Below are 23,494 nucleotides of genomic sequence, written 5' to 3'. Positions count from 1 at the left end.
ATCGGTTTCCGCTGCCTCTCACCTTCGGCTCGAACGCGGAGAACCGATACGCCTAATTCTCCAAAACAGAAAGTGCCTTAATCTGCGTACAAAGCTTCCGCATGGAAGGCGATGTGCTCTTCCATGAAGGTGGAAACAAAGAAGTAGCTGTGATCATAGCCTTTTTGCAGGCGCAGCGTGGCTTCTTGGCGGCGGGCATTGGCGGCTGCGGCGAGTGCTTCGGGACACAGCAGGTCAATGAACTGATCGTTGGTGCCGGTGTCGACCAGCATGGGGCCGTCAAAGCCTTTGTCTTGCATCAACAGGGTGGCGTCATGCGCGGCCCAAGTGGACTCGTCGTCGCCCAGATAAGCGGTGAGCTGTTTGCGGCCCCATTCAGAGGCTGTGGGGTTTGAGATCGGGGCAAAGGCAGACACAGAGCGGAAACGGCCCGGCAAGGACATCGCCATGGTCAGCGCGCCGTGGCCGCCCATGGAATGGCCCATGATGGATTGGCGGGACAGGTCGAGCGGGAAGTCTTCTTGCAGGAAGGATGGCAGGTCTTCGGTGATGTAGTCCCACATGTTGTAATGTGGGGTCCAGGGCGCTTGGGTGGCGTTCACGTAAAAGCCTGCGCCTTTGCCAAGGTCATACGCCGGATCATCGGCAACAGTCTCGCCGCGGGGCGAGGTGTCTGGGAAAACAAGGGCGATGCCTTGTTCGGCCGCCCATTGCTGGGCACCCGCTTTGACCATGGCATTTTCGTGGGTACAGGTCAGGCCGGAGAGATACCAGATCACCGGGACGGGGCCCATTTGGGCTTCTTCCGGCAGGAACAGGCCAAAAGTCATGTCACAGCGGGTGCTGTGGGAACTGTGGCTATACACGCCTTGGGTGCCACCAAAGGCGCGGTTTTCTGAGATGATTTCCATGGGGTTGGCCTCCTGCCAAAAGGGTCGAGGTCCACGATGTCAGAGTTGAGAGACCCATGCAATCACAACACTGACGGTGGCGATGGAGAACAGCGTGGAGAAGAGGATTGCCGCCGATGCGCGGTGTGGCGCAACGCCGTAATGTTGCGCCAGCATATAGACGTTTCCGGCCACGGGGAGCGCTGCAGCGGCGATCACAACGGAGGCGGAATAGGTGTCAATTGGCAGCAGCCACAACACGGCGATGGCGACACACAGGGGGTGCAGGATCAGCTTGGCAAAGGTGAGCCAGAGTGCGACTTCGGCGCGTTCGGCGGATTTGCCCGCAAGGGACGCGCCGATGGCAAAGAGTGCGCCGGGGGTGGCCGCGCCGCCAAGAATGGCGAGGAATTCGTTCATCGGGTCCGGGATCGGGATTTCCAGGGCGGACCAAATGAAACCAAGGGAGATGGCGACAATCATCGGATTGCGCACCAGGCCCATGGTGACGGTTTTCAAAACGCCGAGGTGCATGCGGCCGTCACGTGAGCCTGTGATCAGGATCACAATCAGGCTGGAAAAGACAATCAGGTCAACGGCCAGCACCATCATCACGGGGCCAATGGCCTCTGCGCCCATCAAGAGGGTCAACATGGGTACGCCAAGGAAACCTACATTGCCGATGGTGGCGCATTGCGCCTCTACAGCGGCGGTGGCGATGTCCTGTTTGCGTACCATGGCCACAAGGGTCGCCAGGCCGTAGACCGCGACGCAGCCCATGAGGTAGCCGCCGATCAGGCGCCAGTTGAGCACTTCGGCGAGGCTGAGATTGGCGGAGAAGCGAAACAGCATAGCTGAGAGGGCGAAGTAGAAGACAAACTTGGTGAGATAGGCCGTGGCTTCCGCCGAAAAGAAACGGGTGCGACCGGCCCAGTAGCCCAGGCCGATGATTGCAAAAAACGGCAGTGTTTTCAGAAAGATTGCCAACATGCGCCAGCCTTAGCAGGTTTGGGCATGTTGGCAAATGTCCCTTGTTAACGCGTTAACCGCCGCCGATGAGGGCACCCGCTGCAAACACCAGTGCGCCGCCCAGCACCACTTGGAACGTGGCGCGGCCAAAGGGGGTTTTCATAAAGCGGTTCTGGATCCAGACAATCGCCCAGAGCTCCACAAACACAACGATGAGAGCAATCACGGTGGCGGTCCAGAAATCGGTGATCAGGTAAGGCAGGGCGTGGCCCAAACCACCCAGCGTGGTCATGATGCCAGAGGCAAAGCCGCGTTTCACGGGGGAGCCACGGCCGGAGAGTTCACCGTCGTCGCTGGCTGCTTCGGTGAAGCCCATGGAGATGCCCGCACCGACAGAGGCGGCAAGGCCCACGAGAAAAGTGGTGTGCGTGTCTTGGGTGGCAAAGGCGGTGGCAAAGATCGGCGCGAGGGTGGAGACAGAACCATCCATCAGGCCCGCAAGGCCGGGTTGCACCCATGTCAGAAGGAACTGACGGTTGGCTTTGTTGTTTTCCTCATCACGCGTGGCAGGGTCGAGGTGCTTTTCTGCCATTTTGACTGCGGTGGATTGGTGGCCTGCCTCGGCAGCGGCCAGATCGCCCAGCAGCTTGCGGGTGTCCGCGTTGCTGACCTGTTTCATGGCATTGAGGTAGAAGTTTTCCGCGTCCTGCTCCATGCCTGCGGCCTGTGCGCGGATTGCTTCAAGCGACAGATTGGCAGTCAGCCACAAAGGCGCGCGTGTGTGAAATCCGGCGACATGTTCTCGGCGGATCAACGGAATGGTGTCGCTAAAGCGGGCGCAGTGTTGGTCAATCAGCGTCTGGCGGTGGCTGTCCTCTTCTGCGGCCATGTCCTCAAACACCGCTGCGGAGGCGGGGTAATCCTCACGCAGGTGTTGCGCAAAGCTGCGGTAGATACGGGCGTCATCTTCCTCAGAGGCAATCGCCAGTGCGAGGACTTCCTGTTCACTGAGATCTTTGAGGCGTTTGCGGGACGGCAGAAAGCGCATGAATTACTCCAGTTTAGAATAATTCTAAACAACCATACCGTTTTGTGAGGTGCAAGCGCTTGCTGCAAAGGAAGCGGGCGGTGTATTGTACCCATCACATTCACCGGGAGGCCGGATAACGCCTATGACTGAACTATGACGGACACTGTGGCGATCCTGAAAAAGGGGCGCAAGTTTGCACAGGTGGTGGACAGCGCAAGGGCGTTGTTCATGTCCCACGGCTTTGAAAGCGTGAGCATGGATGTGATTGCGCAGAAGGCCGGCGTTTCTAAGGCGACGTTGTATAACTACTTTCCAGACAAGCGCATGTTGTTTGCCGAAGTAGCGCGGCGGGAGTGCATTTTACAGGCAGAAGGGCTTGAGGCGCAGGTGGATCTTGGGCAGCCTGTGCCAGAGGTGCTGGGCATTGTTGGCCGTGGGTTGATGGAGATCATCCTGTCGGACTTTGGGCGCAATATGTTTCGCGTCTGTGTGTCTGAAGGTGACCGGTTTCCGGATATTGGGCGACAGTTTTATGAGACTGGGCCGGGGATTTTGAAAACCCGCCTCATTGAGTTCTTCTACATGGCGGAAGAGCGCGGCGAATTGCAGGTCGACGATTTTGGCCTTGCAGCTGATCAATTTGCAGAGCTGTGCAAAGCTGGGTTGTTTTTGCGACAGGTGACCGGGGTGCAGACCGATTTTGCGCAGGGCGAGATCGACTATGTGGTGGATGGCGCGGTGGAGATGTTCATGGCGCGGTATGGCGCGCAGCGGTAGCAAATGAGTTGGCAGCACCGGCCTTAGACGGCTGTTTCAGGTACAAGTTGATGGATTGGGGGGGCAACTGTGTTAGGCTGCCGCCAATTGACTTGCGCGTTTGGCGTGAATTTATGGCCAGGCGCGTCCCAAATACTTTTGCTTAGATTGTTGCTTGGAGGATGCCGTGCCTAAGGCTCTTTGGAACTCACGTAATGCACATTTCTTTTTAGCCGCCCTTTCTATGACAGGATTGACGCTTACAACCAGCGCCGGTGCCCAAGAATACAGTACTGAAAAAGAGGACACTGAGGTGGTGCTCTCGCCCGATGGGTATTCGCCCTACGCCGGGCGGAACTTCCCGCAGGTGCCGCTTTGGGGCGACAGCCATTTGCACACGATGGTGTCTGTGGATGCAGGTACTATGACGCGGTTGTCACAAGAGGATGCGTTCCGGTTTGCGCGCGGCGAAGAGGTGACCACCACACATGGTCTGCGGGCAAAGCTATCGCGGCCATTGGATTGGTTGGTGGTGTCAGACCACGCGGAGATGTACGGGTTGATGCCGCAGCTTTTGGGCGGGGATGCGGAGATACTGTCCACACCCAAAGGCAAAGAATGGTATGAAAAACTATCGGCTGGTGATCCGCAGGTTACTTTTGACACTGCGATGGAGATTGTGGCTTCGCTGTCCGGGGATGTGCCGCCAATTGATAATCCCAAGGCCATAAAACACGCGTGGGAAAATTACACGGCGCTGGCGGATCGGTTTAACCAGCCGGGTGTGTTTTCGGCGATCATTGGTTATGAGTACACCACCGAAGGGGCCAACAACCTGCACCGCAATGTGTTGTTTCGCGACGATAGCCTGCGGGCCAATCAGACCCGGCCGTTTTCACAATTTGACAGCAAAAACCCCGAAGACCTATGGGACTATTTGGCGGAGTATGAAGCCCGCACCGGGGGCGAAGTTTTGGCAATTGCGCACAACGGCAATCTGTCCAATGGGCGCATGTTCTCGATGAACGCGTGGGATGGATCGGAGCTGACCCGTGAGATTGTCGAGATGCGGGCGCGGTTTGAACCAATTTACGAGCCCACACAGATCAAAGGGGATGGAGAGGCGCATCCGTTCTTGAGCCCGGATGATGAATTTGCGGATTTTGATACCTGGGACGCGTCCAACCTAAATGGGACTGAGTCGAAAACGCCGGAAATGCTGCCGGCGGAATACGCACGGGAGGCGCTGAAGCGGGGTTTGAAGATTGAACAAGAACTCGGGGTGAACCCGTTTAAGTTTGGCATGGTGGGGGCGACAGACTCACACACTGGTATGGCGACGGCTCAGGAAGACAACTTCTTTGGCAAGCACTCCGGGGTAGAGCCAGAGCCAGAGCGCTGGAAGCACATTGTGATTGAAGCGCCGGATCCGGACTTGTCGATCTATGGTTGGAAACAGGCCGCAGGGGGTCTTGGCGCAGTTTGGGCGCGCGAAAACACGCGGGCAGCGATTTTTGACGCGATGATGCGCAAGGAAACTTATGCCACCACCGGATCCCGCATGATGGTGCGGTTTTTTGCGGGATACAATTTTACCGATGAAGATGCGCTGAGCCGCCTGCCTGCGGATGCGGGCTATGCCAAAGGGGTGCCGATGGGCGGTAATTTGGCGATGACGGAAGATGGCCAAGCGCCAACCTTCCTTTTTGCGGCGCTCAAAGACCCGCTTTCGGGCAATCTGGACCGCATTCAAATTGTGAAAGGCTGGCTGGATGCAGGTGGCCAGACACAAGAAAAAATTTACGACGTGGCGTGGTCCGGAGACCGGGAGATCGGTGCGAACGGCAAGCTGCCGGATGTTGGCAATACGGTGGATGTGGCCAATGCGACCTGGACCAACAGTATTGGCGCGGCGGAGTTGATAGGGACGTGGCAAGATCCGGATTTTGAGGCCAGTTTGTCGGCGTTTTATTATGCGCGGGTGATTGAAATCCCGACGCCGCGCTGGACCGCCTATGAGGCCAAACGCTTTGGTGTGGAGATGGATGCGGCGGTACCGATGATCACCACGGAGCGCGCTTATACCTCGCCGATTTGGTACACGCCGGGGTAGACGTTCACTCGCCCCGCAGGGCTTGCGCCAGGTCGGCGTTTTCCAGCACGTAGTTGCCAAAGCTGGGCCGCCAGACAAGGCCACGCTCTCGCAGCACATCGAGTGCTTTTTGCACGCCGCCTTTGGAGTAAGGCTTGCGGTCAGGCCCAGCAAGCGCCTGGCGGGTGGCGTCGGTGTAAGGCGAGAACTGGATGCCTTCGGTGGCCATTTTGCGCAACACGGCCTGCTGCAGCTTGGTGAGTGTTCCGATTTCGGCCAGAAGGGCTTCACGCATTTGGCGTTTTTTGCGCAGCGCGATGGTGCGGAGGGCTTCGTCGCCTGCGGCGGGTTCCAGGATCAGATCACGCAGGCAGTCGGTGAGGATTTCTGGGCGACGGCCGAGGTCGTCAAACACCGCGTCCACGGTGGCGGCGGTGAGTTGGGCGTCGGGCGCGAGGCGGGTGTTGACGCGGTGGGTCAGCGCCGTGCTGTAGCTGCTGCCCAATGTGGGGAAGTCGCGCACGCGGGCGCCAAAGAACGGAGCTTGCTGGTCGTGGATGAGTGCGGCGAGCTTGTCGCGGTGGGAGCCGGTCATCACTAGGTAGAGCCGGTTGGACAGGCCGGATTGGTTCACCGCGTCGCGGGCGGCCTTGAGCGCAAACATGGCGTTTTTGCCGGCTTCGGTGGCGAGGCTTTGCTGGGCTTCGTCGATAATCAGCACCACGTCTTTTTGGGTGGCTTGGCAGAGCAGTAGGAGCGCGTCGGGGATGGTGCCTTCCCATTGACCTGCCGATTTCAGGTTCACGCTGAAGCCCAGCGCGCCGACGGATGTAAACGGCACGTTGCGGTGCAGCTTGGCGATCAAGCTGTCGTTGTCTTTGAGCGCATTGGCGAGGCAGGCGGTGATCAGCTTGGCCGGATCAGAGCTGCGGTCGGCCCAGAGGTCCACATAAAGCACGCATTTGCCTTGGTGCTCCAGAAGCGGGGCGAGGTCGCGGCGCAGGAAGGTGCTTTTGCCGGTGCGTCTTGGGGCGGCGAGGAACAGCCCAGCGCTTTCGCCCACCAAAGGGTCGAGGTTGAGCAGGCTGGCGACTTGTTCCGCCTCAAAGGGGCGCGGGATGTGGTGGTCGGTGGACATGGGTATCCTCAAGTACGGGAAGTGGAGTGAGGTACTCTTGTTGGGGGTATTCTGGGGTACTTGATGAAAAGATCAAGAGGCTCGGCGTTCTCGGATTGCGGCGATCAGTTCAATTACACCCCAAAACAGCACCCCAGGGATCACCCAGAGAAACGAGAAGGCAATCTGATATCCCACGCTCCAGAGGCCATAAAGATTCTCTCCGATGTCCCGCCCCATAAACATACAAGTCTCCGGGCCGCGCGCAGAAATCGTGCAGCCACGAGACGTTGCCCACCAGATGATCAGGATTTCAACCGCAATGAAGAGCCACGGCCAGAACGCCACGATAGCGAGGAAAAGGCGGGCTCTTCGTTTGTGCATACTTTAGAACTCCACCACGGCACGAATGGATTTGCCTGCGTGCATCAGATCAAAGCCGTGGTTGATCTCATCCAAGGACAGCTTGTGGGTGATCATTGAATCGATTTCGATCTTGCCGTCCATGTACCAATCGACAAACTTTGGCACGTCAGTGCGCCCCTTGGCGCCACCAAAGGCGGTGCCTTTCCAGACGCGGCCGGTGACCAGCTGGAATGGACGGGTGGAGATTTCGGCACCTGCAGGGGCCACGCCGATGATCACCGACACGCCCCAACCACGGTGGGAGCATTCCAGCGCGTCGCGCATCACCTTGACGTTGCCGGTGGCGTCAAAGGAATAGTCCACGCCGCCAAACTGGTCTTTTTCGGTTTTGGTAATTTCGACAATCGCATCCACGACGGATTGGTCGCCCAGCTTGGAGGGGTTCACAAAGTGGGTCATGCCAAATTTCTTGGCCATCTCGGCTTTGTCGTCGTTCAGGTCGACACCGATGATTGTATCAGCCCCCGCCATGCGCAGACCTTGGATCACATTCAGGCCAATGCCGCCGAGGCCGAAGACCGCAGCAGTTGAGCCGATCTCTACGCCAGCAGTGTTGATCACCGCGCCGATGCCGGTGGTGACGCCGCAGCCGATGTAGCAGATTTTGTCAAACGGCGCGTCGTCGCGCACTTTGGCCAACGCGATTTCCGGCATCACGGTGTGGTTCGCGAAGGTGGAGCAGCCCATGTAGTGGTAGATCGGCGTGCCATCGAGCATGGAGAAACGCGTGGTGCCATCGGGCATGAGGCCCTGACCTTGGGTGCCACGGATGGCAGTGCAGAGGTTGGTTTTGCCCGACAGGCAGGAATGGCATTCGCGGCATTCCGGGGTATAGAGCGGGATCACATGATCGCCGGGTTTCAGCGTGGTGACGCCTTCTCCCACTTCCATGACGATGCCCGCGCCCTCGTGGCCCAGGATTGAGGGGAACAGCCCTTCGGGGTCAGCCCCGGAGCGGGTGAATTCGTCTGTGTGACACAGGCCAGTGGCCTTGATTTCAATGAGAACTTCGCCGGCCTTTGGGCCTTCTAGGTTCACGTCCATGATTTCGAGTGGTTTGCCGGCTTCCAAAGCGACGGCGGCACGGGTGCGCATCATTTTGCCTATCCTCCCTGTTTGTTTGGAGCGTGGTTGAAAGATCTGGTCTTTGCAACCTTATTGGAGGTGTAGCAAGGCCTCACGTGATCGGCACGGCGAGGACGAAGCAAATTAGAGTGTTTGCGACAAGGAGTGAGATTATGCGGTTTGTGGTTTTGGCAGCAGCTGGCTTTATTGGCCTGGCGGCGTTGACGGCTTGTAAAGGCGAGGAAGAAGTTATGGCGAAGGGCAGCACCACCTGTGATCCGGCGACGTTTGAGTTCCTCGTTGGTCAGGACAAGAGCGCGCTGGACGGCGTGACAGTGCCGGAGATGGTGCGGGTGATGGAAGAGAACTCCCCAGCCACCATGGATTTCCATGAGAACCGGCTCAACGTCGTGCACGATGCAGACGGCAAGATTTTGCAAGTCACCTGCGGGTGACGAAATGACAGAATGGCCCTCTTTTTAGGAGGGCCATCGAAGCCTTTAGTCTTTCTTCAGGCGGTAGTTTTTGTGGCAGGCCTTACACGCAAGGCCAACGCCAGCCAGCGTGTCCACAAGTGCTGCGCGGTCCTTGAAGTCCAGCGCCAGCCCCGCTTTGGTTAGATCGCCGGATTTTGCGCTAAAGTCGGCCCAGTCCTCCCAAATGGTGGGCAGGGCCTCAGATTTGGGATCCGTGGCCGGGCTTTCAAACAAGCCGTTGATTTTGCCGGACTGCATCACAATGGTGTCACGCGCCATGCGGGCTTTGGCCTGATGCAGGGGAATGTCCTGCTTCGCCATGCTGACCAGTGTTTTGAAAGCCGCGCCAATTTTCTCCATCGCCATCATGCGGGCCATGACCTCGGGGTCTTTCACGCCGTTGTGAGCGTGGGCCGAGGTGGTGATCATCAAGGCAGCGGCGATCAGGATGTGGCGGCGCATTTTGGCTCCTTTGGTTGGCTGCCCCTATGCAGCCTATGGCGGGGGTGGGAATCAAGTGGAAAATGTGAGAACGTAGAGTGAACAAATATCACGATTCTGTTCCGGCTGCTGCCTATGCCAAACCGTCGCATTCTTTCCCTGTGGTTCCCGCGATTGGGGGCCGAGCGCCTGATCCGGATGGAGCGGGGCACCTTTGATGCGCCTTTGGCGGTGCTCCGGGACACCGGGCAGATGCAGGTGATTTGCTCGTTGTCAGAGCAGGCGGAGCGGGAAGGGCTCACGCTGGGGCAGCCATTGCGGGATGCGCAGGCGATGTGCCCGCATTTGATCACGCGACTGAGGAATGTGCAGTCAGAACAGGGCTTTATGAAGGTGTTGACGCGCTGGGCAGGGAAGTATTCACCCTGGGTGGCGGCGGCTGAGGAGGATGCGTTGGTGCTGGATGTGACCGGCAGCACACATCTGTTTGGCGGTGAAGAAGGTGTGCTGGCGCAGGTGGGTGAGGATTGTGTTGATTTGCAACTGACGGTGCGGGCTGGGCTGGCGGATACCTTGGGGGCGGCTTGGGCCTTGGCGCGGTTTGGGGCGCAGCCGGGGGTGGCGCATCGCAGCGGGGATGACATTGACCAAGAAGCTCCAGCCACGCGCGCGCGGGCGGCAAAGCGGCGACATTGGACACGGGGAGGCACGGCGCCACCTGCGGTCGGTGGCACAGCGGAGGTGGGGCGGATTGCCGTGCCGGGGCAGACTCGCGGGGCGTTGGCGCCGCTGCCGGTGGCCGCGTTGCGGTTGGAGGGCGACACGCAGGCAGAGTTGGCGCGGCTGGGGTTGCGGCGGATTGGGGATTTGACCGGGCAGCCGCGGGCGGGTTTGGCACGCCGGTTTGGCAAAGGGCTGGTGTTGCGGCTGGATCAGGCGCTGGGGGCGGTGCCGGAGCCGGTGAACCCTGCGCCGCCGGAGACGTTTTACGCGGTGCGCATGAGCCTGCCGGACCCAATTGGGCTGGAAGAGGATGTGGCGGCGGCGGTGGATAAGGTGCTGGGGCCATTGTGCGCGCGGCTCAAGAAGAAGTCCAAAGGGCTGCGGGTGGTGCGGTTGCAGGTGTTTCGCACCGATCAGACCATGCAGAGCGTGGAGGTGGGGCTGGCGCGGGCGACGGATGATCCGGAGCGGGTGCGGCCGTTGTTGCGGATGAAGCTGACCGACATCGACGCGGGGTTTGGCATTGATATGCTGCGGTTGGAGGCGGTGCGGGTGGAGACGCTGCATGCGCGCCACACGGCGGGGCATCTGGAGGCGCGGCAAGCGGCGGAAAAACGGCTGAGCCAAGGACAGGCGTTGGAGGATCTGATTGGCCGGATTGGGGCGCGGGTCGGGTTGGAACAGATCACACGGTGCCATCCGGCCTCCAGCCATATTCCGGAGAAAACCGCGCAGGTGTTACATGCGGCCTGGTCAGAGCCCTGGGAGCAGACCTGGCCGGAGGGGGTGTTGAAACGGCCATTGTTGTTGTGGCGACCGGAGCCGGTGCATGCGCCCGAGGTGCCGCGCTTGCCGGAGGTGTTTCGCTGGCGGGGGCGGGATTTGGCCGTGGCGGACGCGCGCGGGCCGGAGCGGATTGCGCCGGAGTGGTGGCTGGATGAGCCGGAATGGCGCAGCGGCGTGCGGGATTATTGGCGGGTGACTTGCGCAAACGGTGAACGGCTGTGGCTCTACTTTGCCCATGGTGGGCAGATGTCGGCGGGGTGGTTCTGTCAGGGCAGCTTTGCGTGAGGGGATCAGACAAGGCCGGACTGCCCCAAAAATAAAACCGCCCCGGAGGGCGGCTTTATTGGGTCTTAAGAAAAGTGCCCTCCGGCGGCGCAGACTGGGTGGGGGCAATAGTGCCGCGCCGCCGGAGGTAGCGTTTCGTTTCGCTATGGAGCCAAGATGCCGGTCGGTTGCGGCAACAAAAGGAAGGCACCGCGGCCTTTTGCGGAAGAATCTGTGGCCAGAATGGGGCATGGTTAACGGCAGGTCGCAATGGGCAGGGCTTGATTTTGATCTCAATTGGCGCAAGGCTGAGGGCATGAATGCCCAAACACCCTCCGCATTACACCCTCCCCCCAAACCACCGGAACAGGTTGCGTTTCATCGCACAGAGCTGTCTGTCATTATGAACCTTTACGGGCGAATGGTGGCGGCTGGAGAGTGGCGCGACTATGGGATGTCGTCTTTGCGCGAAGTGGCCGTGTTTTCGGTGTTTCGCCGGGCGGCGGAAAACCCGCTCTACCGGATTGAGAAACGTCCCAAACTGCGCACCAAACAGGGGCTTTATGCGCTGATTGCCATGGACGGTCAGGTGCTTAAGCGTGGACACGACCTGAAAACCGTGCTGCGGGTGTTGGAACGCAAGCTCATCCGCGCGGTGGAGTGAGCCAGCAAGCAGGTACGCCATGACAGTTTTTCGCAACGCCACGCAAGACGAGCTGGTCCGCATTTTGGATTGGGCCGCTGAGGAAGGGTGGAACCCCGGGCTTCAGGATGCGGCGGCGTTTTGGCAGGCGGATCCGGAAGGGTTTTTTGTGGCTGTCGTGGACGGCCAGCTTGCAGCGGCGATTTCTGTGGTCAACCACACAGAAGATTTTGCATTTCTCGGGTTATATATCGCGCGTCCGGCATTTCGTGGGCAGGGCATTGGCTATGGGCTGTGGCAACACGCGCTAAAGCATGCTGGGGCGCGTGTGGTGGGCTTAGATGGCGTGCCGGATCAGCAGGACAATTATGCGGCTTCGGAGTTTGAGTTGTTCAGCGCCACGACGCGGTTTACGGGCGAAGTGGATGCCGCAGGGAGCGACAGTGTCCGATTGGCGGCGCCTGAGGATGTCGCAGCATTGATTGACATGGAGGCGGCGGCGTCTGGCGTGCGCAAGCCAGCGTATCTTGGCGCGTGGGTTGCGTCAGTGAAGAGCCGTCAGACATGGGTGGTTCAGGGCGCAGAGGGTGTTGCAGGTTTTTGCACCGCGCGGCGTTGTCGTGAGGGCGTGAAGATTGGCCCGCTTTGGGCGCAGAGCGAAAAGGACGCTTTGGCCTTGATTGCGCATGTGGCCGCGCAGATGGGCGGCCCGGTGACGCTGGATGTGCCTGACACCTCGGTGCCGTTGAAGACGCTGTGCCAGACGCTGAACCTGACGCCGGGATTTGCCACAGCGCGGATGTATCGCGGCACGCCTGTGCCGGTAGGTGTGGCGGAAAGCGGGTATTTTGCGGTAAGCACGCTGGAGTTGGGTTGACCTTGCTTAAGGGAAGGGGCCAGCCCCTTCTTGGCTGCGCCAATTCATCCCTGAGATATTTGTGGAATGAGAATGCTGAATGTTAGCGGGTGGTCAGGTGGGTCGCCATCACACAGAGCAGCTCAAACATCACCGAGACTCCCAGGAAGGCAGTGCCACCGGAGCTGTCAAACGGGGGCGAGACCTCAACCATGTCAGCGCCGATGATGTTGAGACCATCAAGCTTGCGCACCACCTCTAAAGCCTGGAAGCTGTTGGGACCGCCCACTTCAGGCGTGCCTGTGCCGGGGGCGAAGGTGGGGTCCACGAAGTCAATGTCGTAGCTGACATAGGTCGGCTCTTTGCCGACGATTTCACGGGCTTCACCCATGACGTCTTCAAGGCCGCGTTTGAAAAACTCCTCAATGCGGATCACACGAATGCCAACGGACTTGGCAAAATCGGTGTCTTCATTGTCATAAGTGCTGCCGCGGATGCCAATTTGCACCACGCGTTTGGGGTCCAGCAGGCCCTCTTCCACCGCGCGACGAAAAGGCGTGCCGTGGGTGTACATCGTGCCGCCAAAATAGCTGTGGTAGAGGTCTGTGTGGCTGTCAAAATGCACCATGCCGACGGGGTTGTCTTTGGCGAGGGAGCGCAGGATGGGCAGTGAGGTCAGGTGGTCGCCGCCTGCGGTCAAGGGCGTGATACCTAGGGCCAGTACGTCATCAAAGAAGGCGGTGATGCGCTGCATACTGTCGGGAATGTCAGCCGGATTGGGGCCAACGTCACCAAGGTCCGCGCAGTTGATCAAATCAAACGGGCGCACGCCTGTCGCACCATTTTGGGCGCGGATCATGGTCGAAGCATCGCGCAACTGACGCGGGCCGTGACGGGGGCCGGGGCGATTTGTCGTTCCGCTGTCCCAAGGCACGCCGATGAGGCCAACATCAACGTCTTTGATGCGCGCGTGATCCAGATCCATGACGGGTAGGCGCATAAAGGAAGGCACGCCGGCAAACCGGGGCAGGTCCATGCCGGAGATGGGTTGGAAAAAACCGCTGCTCATGTTTGAGCTCCGTAATTGGGGCGTTTGTGGGAGGTCACAGGTCCGTCGCCTTGGGTCTGAATGCGGGTAATGGCCTCGGTTACGGGCTCGTAAGCCACAGCCATGTGATGTGCGTTGGCGTGGATCATTGTATGCGTGTCGGTGACCAAAGCGACATGACCTTTCCAGAACAGCAGATCGCCGCGTTGGTAAACACCGGTTGCGTCAGGCAAGGCAGCCTCTTGCAAATCGCTGTCGCCGGGGCAGGCGGTGCCACATGCCATGAGGGCGGCTTGCACGAGGCCGGAACAGTCGATGCCAAAAGAGGAGTTTCCACCCCAGAGGTACGGCGTGCCGATCAGGCGTTCGGCCACCGAGGCGGCGTCGGGTTCGATGGTATCGATTGGCGTGAGATGTTGATTGGGCACGTACAGATCACGGGTGATCTGGCCCCCGTCCCAAGCGATGCGGGACCAGCCGTCGTCTTCTGAGAGGACCACAAGGCGGGTGCCAAAAGACAGTGGGGTCACGTGGCCCATGGTTTTTAAGCCCGGTGTGGTTTTGGCGTAGCTACGGGCGGCGAAGACACTGTGGGTTGGGGTCTGTTTTGGGTGGCTCAGAAGATCGCCAATATCAACCCAGCCAACGTAGCCGTCTTTCTCGGTATAGCCAAAGGCCATGCCGTTAATCGTGTGCACCACGTTCACCACCTCGCCGCGCAGGAGTTGGCGTTCGCGTGTGCCCTGTGGGCCTGACAGCAGGTCGGTGACCACCATGGCCACGCGGTACGGTGTGGGCTCGACAAAACGGTCAGCCGTGACCAAGCCACGCAGATGTGCGGCAGCAACTTTGCCGGTACTTGGGGTCAGGCGCTTATCCATCAGAGTGACAAAACCTCGGGTAGGGCAGCCAAAATGGCGCGGGCCCCCATGCCAACGCCCCCTTTGGGGCGGGCTGGAGACGGGGTTGGGTTCCAGCCATAGATGTCGAAGTGGGCGTAGCGTTGATCTTTGGCAAAGCGGCGCAGGAAAAGCGCGGCGGTGATGGAACCGGCAAAGCCGCCAGCGGGTGCGTTGTCGAGATCGGCAATGCCCGGTTCGATCATCTTTTCATACGGTTCCCAGAACGGCATGCGCCAGACCGGATCAGACACGGCGGTGGCGGCTGTTTCGAGCGCGCTCACAAAGCCGATGTCATCGGTATAATACGGCGAGAGGTCAGGGCCAACAGCGACGCGGGCGGCGCCGGTGAGGGTGGCCATGGACAGGATCATGTCGGGGTTTTCCTCGGACCCAAAAGCCAGCGCATCGGCCAGCACAAGGCGGCCTTCGGCGTCGGTGTTGTTGATTTCGACAGTCAGGCCGTTGCGGGCTGTGAGGATGTCGCCGGGGCGGAAGCTGTCGCCAGACACGGCGTTTTCCACGGCAGGGATCAAGACGCGCAGTTGCAGGGGCAGGTTGAGTGCCATGATCATGTGAGCCAGGCCCAGAACGGTGGCGGAGCCGCCCATATCCTTTTTCATCAGAGCCATGGAGCCGCCGGGCTTGAGGTTCAGCCCGCCGGTGTCAAAACACACGCCTTTGCCCACCAACGTCAGCGTGGGCCCGTCGCTGCCCCAGCGCATGTCGATCAGGCGCGGCGCGCGGTGTTCTGCGGCGGCGCGACCCACGGCGTGGATCATCGGGAAATTTTGCTCGATCAGGGCGGCGCCTTTGGTCACGGTGCAGATCGCGCCGTAATTCAGGGCCAGCGCGCGGGCGGCGTCCTCAAGCTCTTGCGGGCCCATGTCAGAGGCGGGGGTGTTGATCAGGTCGCGGGTGAGGGCTTCGCCTGCGGCCATGGCCTCGACTTTGGCAGCATCCACACCGGGGGGGCAGATCAGTTGGGCTGTGGCGCCGGAGGCTTTGGCATAGCGGTCAAAGGCGTATTGCGCGAGCAGCCAGCCAAGCGCTTCGGTTTCCAGATCGCCTGCGGGCAGCCCACCAACAAGAGAGTAAGTGCCAGCCGGCAAAGAGGCTGCGGTAGCGGCAAGTGCAAAACGACCACGGGCGCGGGTGTGTGGCGTGCCAAAGCCGGAAACGGCCATCACAGGCGCGCCGGAGGCGTCTGGGATCAAGATGGATTTACCAATGGTTGGCTTGAAGCCGGTGGCGATCAGGTAGGTACGCGCGGCTTGTGTTTGGGCATCGCGCCAGGCTTCAAAGCGGTCGCTGTCCACCACATGCAATGGGATGGACGGGCCGCTTTGAGCGGAAGCAAATGTGAGGGACATGGCGCACCTTTCTGACCGGTCGTAAGCTGTTTGACATCCAGCCTAACGGTTGGTGCGCCCCCTGCAAGCGGATTGGCGCGCCGATCAGATGTAGCTGCGCTTCAGATCCCAGATTTCCCGCAAAGCACCTTCGCCGACGCGGATCAGACGGGCGTGGGTGGCGGAAAGGGCCACGTGGTCGCCGCGATCACAGCAGGACACCACGTCACCAGCGACCTGCGACAGCGCGGTCATGCAGAGACGGCCGGCAATCAGCTCAACCAAAGACATGGTGTCAGCCAGTTCAGATAGGTTGTCAGCGTTCAGATGATGCTCGCCCATCGCGAGATGATCGGTCAAAGATTTGACCAATCCCATGAAGGTCTCTTCGGCCTCATCTGGATTCATGCGTATAAAAACACGGGCCAATTCGTCCTGATCGACGACGGCCTGTTCGCTCATTTTCAGTTTTGCCACTTGTGACATATCTCACCCTAAGTTTTGTCCGTTTCACCCAAACGGTTAGGAATATCTTTGGCCGACAAACCTTCTCAAAAAGTTTCTACGACGTATGATTATCCCTCGAATTACAGACAAATATGCACTATTCCCCCTGAAACTGCGTGAGGAGATACCATGGATCATGTAAAGCCCCTGCCGTCCTATTTGGTGCAGCGTTACCAAGGGTGGAAGGCCACCACGTATGAGGAAAACCAGAGCTGGTATCGGCATTTGGGGACCGAAGGGCAGCATCCCCGCGCGATGATTATCAGCTGTTGCGACAGCCGTGTGCATGTGACGTCGATTTTTGGGGCCGACCAAGGTGAATTTTTTATTCACCGAAATATTGCCAACTTGGTGCCGCCGTTTAAGCCCGATGGCAATCAGCACGGCACCAGTGCGGCTGTGGAATATGCAGTCACTGCGTTAAAGGTCGCGCATGTGGTTGTACTGGGCCACAGCCAATGTGGCGGGGTTCAGGGCTGCATTGATATGTGCAAAGGCAACGCCCCCGCGTTGGAAGCCAAGGACAGCTTTGTTGGCCGCTGGATGGATGTTTTGCGTCCCGGTTATGAGGATGTGGCTGACATTGAAGACAATGAAGAGCAGGCGCGGGCGTTGGAAAAACGGTCAGTGCTGGTGTCTTTGAACAACCTGATGACCTTCCCGTTTGTGAAAGAGCGTGTCGATGCTGGCGCACTGACGCTGCACGGGTTGTGGCACAACATCGCTGAAGGTGGGCTTGAGGCCTATGACAGCGGTAGTAACGAGTTTTCTCAGGTGTAAATAGCCTGATTGAAAATGGACTTAATCGTTAAAAAGCCCGCGAATGACGCGGGCTTTTTTGTGTGGCGGCTCCGGTCAGCGCAGAATCATTTCGGACGGCCACTGAATTTTGTGGGACAATTCGACTTCGATGCTCGCGCCTGCATCAAGCGACCGTTCCCACATCAGAATACCGCGTTGATCTTCGTAGTTGGTTTCGGTGGGCGCAGGTGCGGCCTGATGTGTGATCACAAGGTCTTCCTGCTCGCTGAAAGGCACGCGGCCCAGCAAGCGCAGGTCCCAAGTGCGGCCTGTGAGGTTTTCAGCGGTCAGCACGCGGGTTTCGGTTTGCTCATTACGGGTGGTGAGCACGCCTTTGTCGCCGGTGACTTTGTTGGTGATTTTGTCCGACAGGCGCAGGCCGTTGATGGGGCCAAAAGAGAAGTCGACACTGTCACCTTCGGCAATCAGTGGCATATTCTGTTGGCCGATGTAGGTGCCATTGAGGAAGAAGTTTGCCTCATAGCTTGGCAGGATCAACTCACCTGCGTCGTTGGTGACTTCGGCCATCAGGAAGGCGGTTTCATCGCGCATTGGATTGGCGAGCGCGTAGGTTTCGGGTGTCAAATCCAAAGTGCCAAGCGCGAGGTGCAGCGCGTCAGAGGTGGAGGACACGGAGACGGGGGTCGGGTAGATGTAGGTGGCGTTGATGCCGTCGCCAAAGCTATGGGTGGCCGCGTATCCGGCTGCATCCTCCAATACGGCGGTCTCTGCCATTGGTGCAGCTTGCATGCTGAGTTCGGCAAGGCGGCCCGCACTTTTGGGGAGAACCGGTCGCTCTTCCTCGATATGACGGCGCCACGGAGAGAGGCCGCTGGGCTCGGATTGTTCGTCAGGACGGCTGGTTGAGAGGGTGATCGCGACGTCGGTCCAATCCTCGTCGGTGAACTGGCTCACAAACGCACCCCGTTCGATGTTCAGTTGTGGCGTCTCGACGTTGTTGAGGTGCACGTCATAGGCAGGCACCCAGCGGGCAAACTGCGTGAGGTGGGTCAGAGTGAGGGTCCCCTCAGACGCGCCCTCAGCGGAAATCGAGATTGCCAGCATGGCGTTTTCGCTTTCGCTTGGCGTCAGGGCATCAACGGTTTGATGGGCCTCGGCATAAGCTTCCAGCAGGTCTTCCAAATTTTTGGTGGCGGCGCGGGCCTCGCGTTCGGCTGCGGCGATGTCCTGGCGGGCCGCAAGAGTTTCCTGTCCAATCAAGCTCAGCGTGGCACTGATGGTTTCTGGCGTTGCCGCCGTATCAGATGGCCCTTTCAACGTTGACAGGTATGCGAGGCGGGCCTTGCCGGCGTCTGCTTTCATCAGCACGTCAGCACGGGCATCCTCGGCGGCGCGAAGATCTGCTTGCGCCTGATCCAGATTGTCCTTTGCGGCGGTCAGCTCGGGGCTGTCTTCCTGCACATTGGGCAGGGTGCGCTCATGGCGCACAGTTACAGCGCCCAGTTTGGCACCGTCTAAAGCAACCCGAACAGACATTGGATCGAGTGATTCAGGCAGGTTGGTGATCAGCAACTCGTGGGTGCCAGCGGGGGCGGAGTATGGCACCGCGCGGGTCAAGGTTGCGCCTTCTGAATAGAGCGTAGCCGCCGTGACCGGCGCGTTGAGGCGAATGTCATCGGCCCAAAGCGGTGTGGCCAGAGGGAAAAGGGCTGTGGCAAAAATCACGTGTTTCATCAATCACCTGTGTGTTGTTTGACGTGAGACCAACACGGACAGGCAAGAGTGGCAAGTCAGCTTTGCGTGTGGGGAATGCTTGGGCGGGGAGTTGCCGGAAACTCAGGGTCTCACCAACGCAAAAGGGCGCCCAAGAGGGCGCCCTTTGAATTCTACTTTAAAAGGACTTAGCCCTTCTTGAGCACTTCGCGGCCCAGTGTTTCGGCGATCTGTACCGCGTTCAATGCTGCACCTTTGCGCAGGTTGTCAGACACGCACCATAGGTTCAGGCCGTTGTCCAAAGTGCTGTCTTGGCGCACGCGCGAAATGAACGTCGCGAAGTCGCCAACACATTCTTTTGGGGTCACGTAGCCGCCGTCTTCGCGTTTGTCGATCACCATGATACCGGGGCTTTCGCGCAGGATGTCACGGGCTTCGTCTTCGTCCAGGAACTCCTCGAATTCGATGTTGATCGATTCCGAGTGGCCCACAAACACAGGCACACGCACACAGGTTGCTGTGACTTTGATCTTGGTGTCGAGAATTTTCTTGGTTTCGGCGACCATCTTCCACTCTTCTTTGGTGGAGCCGTCGTCCAGAAAGACATCGATGTGCGGGATCACATTAAATGCGATCTCTTTGGTGAAGGTTTTGGGCGGCACGTCTTTGGTGGGGTTGTAGACCGCTTTGGTCTGTTCCCACAACTCGTCCATGCCGTCTTTGCCAGAGCCGGACACCGACTGGTAAGTCGACACCACAACGCGTTTGATTTTTGCGCGGTCGTGCAGCGGCTTCAGCGCGACAACCATCTGTGCGGTAGAGCAGTTTGGGTTGGCGATGATGTTTTTCTTGGAATAGCCGTGAATGTCGCCTGCGTTGCACTCTGGCACAATCAGCGGCACGTCCGGATCGTAGCGGTAGAGCGAGCTGTTGTCGATCACAACACAGTTTGCGCGCGCAGCAAGCGGTGCGTATTTTTTGGTCGCGTCGGAGCCAATGGCAAACAGCGCCATGTCCCAGCCCGCGAAGTCGAACTGTTCAATGTCCTGAATCTTCAGGGTTTTGTCGGCAAACGTGACCTCGGTGCCCTGGCTGCGGCGGCTTGCCAACACAGCAATCTCATCCACGGGGAACTGACGTTCCTCCAGAATGTTCAGCATTTCGCGGCCCACGTTGCCCGTGGCGCCAGCGACGACGATGCGATAACCCATCTGAGGTCTCCATTTCTAACGACGCGCCCTCTTAGCCCTGTTTGGCCCAAGAAAAAAGGGGGCGGGCAAGGGAAATTGCTTATGAGGGGTATTCCGCTTTGCGATCTATGCGTCTGAGCCGCAGGTTTTGATCAATCCATTCGGTCTTGGGAGAAGCAGTAGATCAGCGCGCCAAGTAGGAGCAAACCAGCCATCAGACCAAACAGGCTTTGATAAGCCAGCAGGGGATTGGTGGGGGCAATTGCGGCGTGCAGCTTGCCAGAGCCAAACTGCATCACACCCACGCCGCCGATACCAAAGAGGTTCATCAGGGTCACGCCGCGCCCGGTGAGGTGGGCCGGAAAGAAGCTGCGGGCGTGGGCAATCAACACCGGGAAGCTGGCACCGGCAAAACCGACGATCGACATCAGCAGGACGGACCGCAGAGGGCTGATGTCGGCAAAGACCGTTAAGCCAATGAGACCAATGGCGCCGATCAGGTTGCCGCCGATGATCACCCATTTTCGGCTGCCAAAAATGCGATCTGCTGGGCCGTAGGCAAAGGTGCCGATGATCATGGCAAGGCCCATGACCAGAGTGGCCTGGCCAATTTCACTGGTTGTGAGTGTGAAGACGTCTGACAGGTAAGGCCCAATCCAAAGACCACGAATGCCGGCAGCTGGCATGTAGTTTACAAACATCAGTGGGAAGAGCAGCCAAAGTGCTGGGATCTTCAGGAGATCCAGCACGGAGCCTTTTTCGGTGCTGTCCGCCTTGGGCGGGTCTTGCACCAAGGCCCAGAGGCCGGCTGCGATGGTGGCGCTGATCCCGGCCAGCACCCAGAGCGTGGCGCGCCAGCCGATGGTCTCGGCAGCCCAGGCGGTGGGGTAGGCGGCAATCAGGTTGCCAACCGAGCCAACGCCGAGCATGAGCGCCGCCAGCGTGGCAAAGCGGGCGGGTGGGTACATGCGGGCGAAGATGAAGTAGCTCGCCATCAGCACCGGGGAACAGCCAACGCCAACGAGCCCCATGGCGATGGTGATGTGCAGCGGTTGCGTGGCCACGGCAAAAAGCGCTGCGCCGCCTCCGCCGCCGATCAGCAACAGCAAAGCTGAGGTGCGGCGTGGGCCGATGCTGTCGAGCGCGGCCCCTACTGGGATTTGCATCGCGGCAAAGACCAGGAACCAAAGTCCAGAAGCAAAGGCGAGATCGGCTGGCGTGGCACCGATGTCGGTCTCAAGCACTTGGGTGAGAACGGCAAGGAAGGCGCGGAAAAACTGGCTGAGCACATAGGCCAGACACAGCAGGATTAAATCAATGCGCATGTTAAGTATCTCCCCATCGCCAACGGTGACAGGACCGCAAGCGACGGGGAATTGCAAGAGGCGTGGTCACTTGCCGCGCAAACGCCCCACGATGCCGGTGGGGAAGAAGTAGACCGACAGGATGAAGAGCACACCCAACCAGAGCAGCCAGCGGTCTGCGTTGAGCAGGTCTGGCAGCAGAGGTAGGGCGGAAACGCTTTCACCGGCAAGGCTGAGCACGTTCTGTAGGTAGTTTTGCGCCAGCACAAACAGGGTTGCACCAATCACCGCACCGTACATGGTGCCCATGCCGCCAATCACCACCATCAGCAAGATGTCGATCATGATCTCCATGGAGAGTGTGGTGTCCGGGCCAACGTAGCGCAGCCAGATGGCGTAGAGTGCGCCTGCGAGGGCGGCAATGGCAGCGGACAGACAGGTGGCGGCGACGCGGTAATGCACCACGCGGTAACCGATGGCTTCGGCCCGGAAGTCGTTTTCACGAATGGCTTGCAACACACGGCCAAAAGGTGAGTTCACCACGCGCAGCATGAATAGGAAGAGCACAAAGCAGGAGATAAAGACGAGGTAGTACTTCAGCAGTTTGCCATTGGCTTTCACGCCGAAGATTTCGCCGTCCATGATTTTGAAGGCTGGCCCCAAGGCGCGCGGGATTTTGAAGGACAAGCCGTCTTCGCCTCCGGTCAGGGTGGAAAGCTGGCTGACCAACACGGCCACGGCGGAAGCCACAGCAAGCGTGATCATGGCAAAGAAAATCGCGCGGACACGTAAGGAAAACAGGCCGATCACCAGCGCGAGCAGCGCGGCCAAACCGGCCCCCGCGACGGAGCCGACCAAGAGCGCATCAAAGCCGCGGCCCATATGCGTGCTGGCCAGTGCAACGCCGTAAGCGCCAAGGCCAAAGAACATGGTATGCGCGAAGGACACGATGCCGCCATAGCCAAGCAGCAGGTCATAAGAGGCCACCAGCACGATAAAGATGCAGATGCGGGCGGCCGTGTCCACGGAACGTACTCCGGGGAAGAGGAACGGGGCCAAAGCAAGGCAAACGAGTATGGCGAGCAGGACCGCCAGCAGGATGGGCGAACGCGGGGTGTCGCCGGAAACAAGGGTTTTCAGCATGTCTATTTCGCCTTTACCACGGGGATCATGCCCATTGGGCGCCACATCAGGATCGCCACCATCAGGGCGATGTTGGAAATCAGGGCGGCTTTGGGTTCCAGGAAGGCCACGTAGTTTTGTAGCAGGCCCACCATCAACGCGCCGATGAAGCAGCCTTCAACGGAACCAAGCCCGCCGATGATCACCACGATGAACACAAGGATCATGGTCTGGTTGCCCATGTGGGCGGTGATGACCTCTTGATAGAGTCCCCAGAGCACGCCGCCGAGACCTGCAAGGGCGGAGCCCGCGACAAAGACGCCAATGAAGACCATGCGGAGATTGTAGCCCAAGGCCTGCACCATCTCGCCGTTTTCCACACCGGCGCGCACAATTAGGCCAATTTTGGTGCGGCGCAGGGTGTAGCGCATGGTTAGAAACACCACGAGGCCAATGGCAACGGCCACTAGGCGGTATTTCTCCAGAGCGGCGCCTGCAAATGTGATGGCACCTTTCAGGCTTTCGGGGCGGGTGATGTAAATCTCTTCCGGGCCCCAGAGCACGATGATGAGCTGTTCCACCACGATCAGGCCGCCCATGGTGACCAAGATTTGTTTGAGATGGTGGCCGTAGACCGGTTTCACAATCACCCGTTCAAAGGCGTAGCCCATCAGGCCGGTTGCGGCCATGGCCCCCACAATGGCCACCATCAGTGCAGTCAAGTTCCAAAGCAGGTTGGGCGCGCCGGTCATGTGTTCCAGCAAGAGCAGGAAAGAGACGCCAACAAAGGCCCCGACAGAGACAAATGCGCCGTGGCCGAAGTTGATCACGTCCATCAGACCAAAGACCAGCGTGAGGCCCGAGGCCATGATGAAGATCATCATGCCCATGGCAAGGCCGGAAACGGTCAACGTGAGCCAGCTTGAGGTGGCAGGAATGGCCAGAAAGCCAGCAATCACAAGGCCAATGACCAAAAGGATTGGTGCATAAGGCGCAAGCCGCTCTGCGAGGGACATTTGCGCCATGGTGGGGGCGTGTTTGGGGGCGGCGCTCATGGGCGGAC

23 protein-coding genes are annotated in these 23,494 nt (G+C 59.3%); 7 read left to right on the top strand and 16 right to left on the bottom strand.

The window, feature by feature from the left end:
• Window positions 1-77 precede the first annotated feature (77 nt).
• The 3 genes from fghA to mbfA are packed head-to-tail and all read right to left on the bottom strand — an operon-like array spanning window position 78 to window position 2,907.
• Window positions 78-911 carry an S-formylglutathione hydrolase gene (gene fghA, locus QOL67_RS15280; RefSeq protein ID WP_283426832.1) on the bottom strand — a complete coding sequence of 278 codons (834 nt, stop codon included), beginning with the start codon at window positions 909-911 and terminating at the stop codon, window positions 78-80.
• Between the two features lie 39 nt (window positions 912-950).
• A complete protein-coding gene (locus QOL67_RS15275) occupies window positions 951-1,880 on the bottom strand; it encodes an AEC family transporter (RefSeq protein ID WP_283426831.1) in 930 nt (309 codons plus the stop codon).
• A gap of 52 nt (window positions 1,881-1,932) precedes the next feature.
• Window positions 1,933-2,907, bottom strand: a complete 975-nt coding sequence (gene mbfA, locus QOL67_RS15270) for an iron exporter MbfA (RefSeq protein ID WP_283426830.1) — start codon at window positions 2,905-2,907, stop codon at window positions 1,933-1,935.
• A 135-nt stretch (window positions 2,908-3,042) separates the two neighbouring features.
• Here mbfA and QOL67_RS15265 point away from each other — a divergent pair, with 135 nt between their 5' ends.
• Both QOL67_RS15265 and QOL67_RS15260 read left to right on the top strand, forming a co-directional pair.
• Window positions 3,043-3,666, top strand: coding sequence for a TetR/AcrR family transcriptional regulator (locus QOL67_RS15265; RefSeq protein ID WP_283426829.1), 624 nt, complete (start codon window positions 3,043-3,045; stop codon window positions 3,664-3,666).
• Between the two features lie 223 nt (window positions 3,667-3,889).
• Entirely contained in the window at window positions 3,890-5,758 is a 1,869-nt protein-coding gene (locus QOL67_RS15260; RefSeq protein ID WP_283426828.1) for a DUF3604 domain-containing protein, read from the top strand.
• Between the two features lie 4 nt (window positions 5,759-5,762).
• Here the strand turns inward: QOL67_RS15260 and QOL67_RS15255 are convergent, their stop codons facing one another.
• The 3 genes from QOL67_RS15255 to QOL67_RS15245 form a co-directional block, all read right to left on the bottom strand.
• Entirely contained in the window at window positions 5,763-6,875 is a 1,113-nt protein-coding gene (locus QOL67_RS15255) for an ATP-binding protein (RefSeq protein WP_283426827.1), read from the bottom strand.
• 72 nt (window positions 6,876-6,947) lie between these two features.
• Window positions 6,948-7,238: a hypothetical protein gene (locus QOL67_RS15250; protein ID WP_283426826.1), complete on the bottom strand. Its 291-nt coding sequence runs from the start codon at window positions 7,236-7,238 to the stop codon at window positions 6,948-6,950.
• 3 nt (window positions 7,239-7,241) lie between these two features.
• Window positions 7,242-8,375 carry an S-(hydroxymethyl)glutathione dehydrogenase/class III alcohol dehydrogenase gene (locus tag QOL67_RS15245; protein ID WP_283426862.1) on the bottom strand — a complete coding sequence of 378 codons (1,134 nt, stop codon included), beginning with the start codon at window positions 8,373-8,375 and terminating at the stop codon, window positions 7,242-7,244.
• A 143-nt stretch (window positions 8,376-8,518) separates the two neighbouring features.
• Here QOL67_RS15245 and QOL67_RS15240 point away from each other — a divergent pair, with 143 nt between their 5' ends.
• Window positions 8,519-8,800 (top strand): I78 family peptidase inhibitor, encoded by a 282-nt coding sequence (locus QOL67_RS15240; protein ID WP_283426825.1) that lies wholly within the window; start codon window positions 8,519-8,521, stop codon window positions 8,798-8,800.
• A 45-nt stretch (window positions 8,801-8,845) separates the two neighbouring features.
• On the opposite strand, the gene QOL67_RS15235 is transcribed toward QOL67_RS15240, so the two are convergent.
• The gene (locus QOL67_RS15235) at window positions 8,846-9,283 is read right to left on the bottom strand and encodes a c-type cytochrome (protein ID WP_283426824.1); all 438 of its coding nucleotides are present in this window, start codon (window positions 9,281-9,283) and stop codon (window positions 8,846-8,848) included.
• A 114-nt stretch (window positions 9,284-9,397) separates the two neighbouring features.
• Here QOL67_RS15235 and QOL67_RS15230 point away from each other — a divergent pair, with 114 nt between their 5' ends.
• The 3 genes from QOL67_RS15230 (at window position 9,398) to QOL67_RS15220 (ending at window position 12,555) form a co-directional block, all read left to right on the top strand.
• Window positions 9,398-11,056 carry a DUF6504 family protein gene (locus tag QOL67_RS15230; protein ID WP_283426823.1) on the top strand — a complete coding sequence of 553 codons (1,659 nt, stop codon included), beginning with the start codon at window positions 9,398-9,400 and terminating at the stop codon, window positions 11,054-11,056.
• A gap of 295 nt (window positions 11,057-11,351) precedes the next feature.
• Window positions 11,352-11,699 (top strand): DUF2794 domain-containing protein, encoded by a 348-nt coding sequence (locus QOL67_RS15225; protein WP_283426861.1) that lies wholly within the window; start codon window positions 11,352-11,354, stop codon window positions 11,697-11,699.
• Window positions 11,700-11,718: 19 nt separating this feature from the next.
• Window positions 11,719-12,555 (top strand): GNAT family N-acetyltransferase, encoded by an 837-nt coding sequence (locus tag QOL67_RS15220; protein WP_283426822.1) that lies wholly within the window; start codon window positions 11,719-11,721, stop codon window positions 12,553-12,555.
• 82 nt (window positions 12,556-12,637) lie between these two features.
• Here QOL67_RS15220 and speB read toward each other — a convergent pair whose 3' ends face one another.
• From speB to QOL67_RS15200, 4 genes are all read right to left on the bottom strand, one after another.
• Window positions 12,638-13,603, bottom strand: a complete 966-nt coding sequence (gene speB / locus QOL67_RS15215; RefSeq protein WP_283426821.1) for an agmatinase — start codon at window positions 13,601-13,603, stop codon at window positions 12,638-12,640.
• Window positions 13,600-14,463, bottom strand: coding sequence for a C40 family peptidase (locus QOL67_RS15210; RefSeq protein WP_283426820.1), 864 nt, complete (start codon window positions 14,461-14,463; stop codon window positions 13,600-13,602). Before QOL67_RS15210 ends, speB begins: the two co-directional genes overlap by 4 nt.
• Window positions 14,463-15,854 (bottom strand): leucyl aminopeptidase family protein, encoded by a 1,392-nt coding sequence (locus tag QOL67_RS15205; RefSeq protein ID WP_283426819.1) that lies wholly within the window; start codon window positions 15,852-15,854, stop codon window positions 14,463-14,465. Before QOL67_RS15205 ends, QOL67_RS15210 begins: the two co-directional genes overlap by 1 nt.
• An 84-nt stretch (window positions 15,855-15,938) precedes the next feature.
• Entirely contained in the window at window positions 15,939-16,319 is a 381-nt protein-coding gene (locus QOL67_RS15200; protein ID WP_283426818.1) for a hypothetical protein, read from the bottom strand.
• Between the two features lie 150 nt (window positions 16,320-16,469).
• On the opposite strand from QOL67_RS15200, the gene QOL67_RS15195 reads away from it, so the two are divergent.
• Window positions 16,470-17,120 carry a carbonic anhydrase gene (locus QOL67_RS15195; protein WP_283426817.1) on the top strand — a complete coding sequence of 217 codons (651 nt, stop codon included), beginning with the start codon at window positions 16,470-16,472 and terminating at the stop codon, window positions 17,118-17,120.
• 75 nt (window positions 17,121-17,195) lie between these two features.
• On the opposite strand, the gene QOL67_RS15190 is transcribed toward QOL67_RS15195, so the two are convergent.
• The 5 genes from QOL67_RS15190 to QOL67_RS15170 all read right to left on the bottom strand — a co-directional run bounded on the left by QOL67_RS15190 (window position 17,196) and on the right by QOL67_RS15170 (window position 23,486).
• A complete protein-coding gene (locus QOL67_RS15190; RefSeq protein ID WP_283426816.1) occupies window positions 17,196-18,836 on the bottom strand; it encodes a DUF4139 domain-containing protein in 1,641 nt (546 codons plus the stop codon).
• A gap of 167 nt (window positions 18,837-19,003) precedes the next feature.
• Entirely contained in the window at window positions 19,004-20,026 is a 1,023-nt protein-coding gene (locus tag QOL67_RS15185) for an aspartate-semialdehyde dehydrogenase (protein WP_283426815.1), read from the bottom strand.
• A gap of 131 nt (window positions 20,027-20,157) precedes the next feature.
• Window positions 20,158-21,330 (bottom strand): MFS transporter, encoded by a 1,173-nt coding sequence (locus tag QOL67_RS15180; RefSeq protein ID WP_283426814.1) that lies wholly within the window; start codon window positions 21,328-21,330, stop codon window positions 20,158-20,160.
• A 66-nt stretch (window positions 21,331-21,396) separates the two neighbouring features.
• Window positions 21,397-22,452: a branched-chain amino acid ABC transporter permease gene (locus tag QOL67_RS15175; RefSeq protein WP_283426813.1), complete on the bottom strand. Its 1,056-nt coding sequence runs from the start codon at window positions 22,450-22,452 to the stop codon at window positions 21,397-21,399.
• Window positions 22,453-22,454: 2 nt separating this feature from the next.
• Window positions 22,455-23,486, bottom strand: a complete 1,032-nt coding sequence (locus tag QOL67_RS15170) for a branched-chain amino acid ABC transporter permease (RefSeq protein ID WP_283426812.1) — start codon at window positions 23,484-23,486, stop codon at window positions 22,455-22,457.
• Window positions 23,487-23,494: the final 8 nt, after the last annotated feature.

It is taken from the genome of Shimia sagamensis, assembly GCF_900182745.1.
Taxonomy (GTDB): domain Bacteria; phylum Pseudomonadota; class Alphaproteobacteria; order Rhodobacterales; family Rhodobacteraceae; genus Shimia; species Shimia sagamensis.
Note: the sequence above shows the minus strand (reverse complement) of the source record. Positions and strands in the feature narration are given on the sequence as shown.